This is a genomic window from Planctomycetota bacterium, assembly GCA_026387035.1.
Classification (GTDB): Bacteria; Planctomycetota; Phycisphaerae; order FEN-1346; family FEN-1346; genus JAPLMM01.
Genome location: JAPLMM010000205.1, coordinates 1 through 3448, shown reverse-complemented (window position 1 = coordinate 3448; position 3448 = coordinate 1). Strand labels below are relative to the sequence as shown.

Annotated in this window: 5 protein-coding genes; 2 read left to right on the top strand and 3 right to left on the bottom strand. The window is 65.8% G+C overall.

Annotated elements, in window-relative coordinates; all coding sequences use genetic code 11:
- A partial coding sequence (locus NTX40_07385; GenBank protein ID MCX5648901.1) for a hypothetical protein occupies positions 1-454 on the top strand: 454 nt, incomplete at its 5' end.
- Positions 455-536: 82 nt separating this feature from the next.
- Here NTX40_07385 and NTX40_07380 read toward each other — a convergent pair.
- The 3 genes from NTX40_07380 to NTX40_07370 form a co-directional block, all read right to left on the bottom strand.
- The gene (locus NTX40_07380; GenBank protein MCX5648900.1) at positions 537-1343 is read right to left on the bottom strand and encodes an OmpA family protein; all 807 of its coding nucleotides are present in this window, start codon (positions 1341-1343) and stop codon (positions 537-539) included.
- A 145-nt stretch (positions 1344-1488) separates the two neighbouring features.
- Positions 1489-2349, bottom strand: a complete 861-nt coding sequence (locus NTX40_07375) for a helix-turn-helix domain-containing protein (GenBank protein ID MCX5648899.1) — start codon at positions 2347-2349, stop codon at positions 1489-1491.
- Between the two features lie 56 nt (positions 2350-2405).
- A complete protein-coding gene (locus NTX40_07370) occupies positions 2406-2738 on the bottom strand; it encodes a hypothetical protein (GenBank protein MCX5648898.1) in 333 nt (110 codons plus the stop codon).
- 399 nt (positions 2739-3137) lie between these two features.
- On the opposite strand from NTX40_07370, the gene NTX40_07365 reads away from it, so the two are divergent.
- Positions 3138-3448 (top strand): hypothetical protein (locus tag NTX40_07365; protein MCX5648897.1); only part of this gene is annotated, 311 nt, incomplete at its 3' end.

Here is a 3448-nt window from a genome sequence, read left to right as displayed (position 1 = left end):
GGCCGACAAGGCCACCGTTGCCGTGCGCGGCCGCGACCTCGAACTGGCGGATTGGACGCGAGACGTGCCCGGCGGCCCCATCACCGGCAAGGTTCCAGTGGACGCCGACTACACGAAGACAGGGGCCGGCCCCGGCCAGTTTCAGTGCACCGTGAAGAGCGACGGAGGCGGCCTGGTGAGCGCCGAGACGCTCCGTTGGCTTGAGGAGACGTTGCCGTCGGCCCATGGATACGGGGAGTTGCTCACGGACTCCATCGGCTACGAACGGTTGACCGTGAACTTCCGCACGACGGCCGAGGGGCTCGGCTGTCTGGCCGAGGGCGACGATTCACCTCCGCTCCTCGTGACCGAACTCTTCGGCGAAGAGGTGCCGATCCTGTGGGCGACGGCTGAGCCGTTCCAGGGGCGAGGGGTCCTCGAAAAACTGCTTCCGTCACTTCTTCCGTCGCGATGAAAAGGCGTCCCGGGGATTCATCCCGACTTCATCGGGATTCATCCCCGGGCGTTGAACAGCGTGCTAAGCCGCAAGCGGCGCGTCATGCGCCCATGGCGAGGAAGATTTCGACGCGGCGGTTCTTGGCCTTGCCATCCGCCGTCCGGTTGTCCGCGAGGGCCTGGGTTTCGCCCATGCCCTGGGTGATGATTCGGACCGCCTCGACGCCGCCCGCCTTGAGGATTTCGGCCACCGACTCGGCCCGGGCGATGCTCAGGCCCATGTTGTTCTGCGTCTTGCCGAGTTCCTTCAAGAGGGCGATCGTCGTCGCCTTCTTGACGGGGTCCGAGTCGGTGTGGCCGATGATGGTCGCGTGGATTTTCTTGGCCACGTCCGAGGAAAGGATGGCCGCCAACTTCGTCAGGGCCGTCCGTGCCTCGGGCTTCACGACGTTCGAGCCCGAATCGAAGGTGATGTCCGATGCGAAGCGCAGCCGGCCCGTGGCCCGATCGAACTGAAACAGGTTCGGGTACTCGGCGGCCAGTTGCTCGATCTCGATGGCGACGGGTCCTGGGATTGGCCCTTCGCCGCCGGGGCGACCCGCCAGTTTCTTGTAGACCTCGAGCAAATCGGCAAACGCTTTGCGGACCTCGTCGCGCTCTTTCTGGACGGCGGACAGCAACTCATCCTTCTGTTCCAACATCCGCTGGGCGTCGCCCGAGCGGGCCTGCATGGCCTCGACGCGCTCCTGGAGGCGCGCGATGTTCGCGTCTTTCTCCTGGAGCAACTTGTCCTGCTCGCGGTTCCTGAGGAGGACGGCATCGTACTTCTTCTGGTCCACACAACCGGTGGAGAGCATCACCAGCACACCGACCACCAGCAATCCCACGACCATCGAAACCCGTCGCATCGTAATCTCCTTTCCTATCTTCAACCGTTCCGTCCGGACTTGCGTACGCTCGCGATCAGGTTCCTGGTCACGCGCGCCCAAGCGTGCCCTGTAGTAGAGACGACCTCTCACTACAGGGCGTGCAGCCATGTCCCGTGCCAAATCGCTATTGCCCGCTCATCACTTCGCGGGCGTTCCGCTGTTTCTCCAGAACCAGCCCGATCACCGTCACGACGCCCGTGATGAAGATGCCGGCCGCCAGAATGACTACGCCGGCCGTACTCTCCCCGATTTGCATCACCAGGCCGGGTTTCGCGCCAGCCAGCAGGGCGACCAGCGCGAACACCGTGAACCCCAGCGCCACGGTTGTCATCCCGAGCATCACGGTGAAGGAAGCGTGGTGGGCCGGCCCCTCGACCAGGGTTACGATGCGCGTGCGGCTGGCGGCCACACCCGACCGAGTGGCCGAGGACGGCACCACCGACGCCACGCCGCTCTCGGTATCCACCGCGATGACGGGCTCCTCGGCGAAGACGTCCCCTTCGACTTCCTCGGCCCTTTCCTCCTCGCTCAGGACTTCCTGGAGGCTGGATTCGTCGGTTTCCGGGCTCAGCGCGAGCGGGGCCGGCTCGGCCTCGGGGGCGGCCAGGGCTTCTTCCACACCCAGAGGTTTCTCTTCGCCGGGAGCCGCCTCGCTCGGAAACACGCCTTCCGTGTCGGCGGCGATCCACGTCTCGGCGGCACTGTCGGCGGGGACTTTCTCTTCCTCGGCGAAAAGGATGTCGGCGTCGATGCTCATGAGGGTGTCGCCGGCGTCCTCTTCCTTCTCTTCATCGGCCGCCTCGGCGCCGGCTGCCTGCGGCGCGGGCGCGGGCGTCCCAGCCATCGCATCGATGTCCGCCTTGCGGAACTTCCACGCGGCGCCGTCGCGGAACGCGCGGATCTCGCCGCTCTTGATCATTTCCTGCAGTTGCTCGGCCGTCTTGCCGAGGCGCGTTTTGGCTTCTTCGAACGTAACGAATTCCAAAGTCGTCCTCCTCCAACCCGGTGCGGCCGCGCGGCCTTCCCCATATTCTTATACGGTCACGGCGCCGGAGCCGGCAACGGAGTTTCCTCCGGAGCCGACGGTCCGCTTCCCTTCTCCGTCAACGATTCGATGCGCGCCCGCACGTCCTTCGGGAGCGGCGGATCGTTGTTGTAATCCGTCAAGGCCCAGTCGGCGGAAATATCGCGGACGGCCAACAGTTTCAGCCGACTGCGCCGCGCATCGGCCACATAGACGGCCAGACGCTCTTTCGCCGCATCCACCACACAAATCACCACGCTCGAATCGCCCATCGGCGTGGCGGAAACAATCACATTCGGGCCCGCCGCCGGCGCGAGCGCGACAGGCCCTGCCGTTTGCGCGCGGGCCACCGACCCTGAATCCGAAGACACGCTCAGGCCCACGCCCAAACACGCGAGGCCGACCCCAAACACGCCCAGCGCGATGCTCCACACCGCACGCGAAGCCGGAATAACCCGTACCTCCCTCGGACGGCGCGGCCGGCACGCGCCTCCTAGCCATCGCCCAGCCGGCGCCAACCGTCTTGGGCCTCACTTGGCACATTGTAGAAACCCCCAGACACAATGCAACCCTATTTTTGCTCGATGCGCCTCAAATAAGTGGGGCGGAAAAACCGTCCCCCTTGGCACCGGGAGACCGGACCGGGGATGGCCTTGCAGCCCCCCCTGCGGCGACGTTTTCGCTAGACAGCATCCCTGCCTCGCTTCTATCATGCCGGCGGGACGTTGGCGCCCTGGGGAATCACCCTGATGCCCATTTCGCTTGCGAGCCTGCTGGTCTCTGCCGCACCGGCCGCCGGTGCGGCGGGAGGGACGGCGGCAGGCCTTCTACTTTGGTTTCTGGCGAAATCCCAGACCCACGGTCGGCTGGCGCTTCTGCTGCGGTTCCTGGCCGCCATCGCCGGCGCCTGGACCGCCGTGTGTCTCGCCTACTGGTTCCAGGCAGGCCAACTCACGTTTGGCCGCTATCTGGCGGCAAGCACGCTGGCGACGGCGGTGCTGGCCGGCGCCGGCGTCGTGCTTTACGCCGCAGCCCTCATCACGTTCGAGCCGGGCGAACG

Bases quoted from the DNA above. Each gene is read 5' to 3' on its own strand.
- NTX40_07380 (MCX5648900.1), bottom strand. From the start codon at position 1,343: ATGCGACGGGTTTCGATGGTCGTGGGATTGCTGGTGGTCGGTGTGCTG.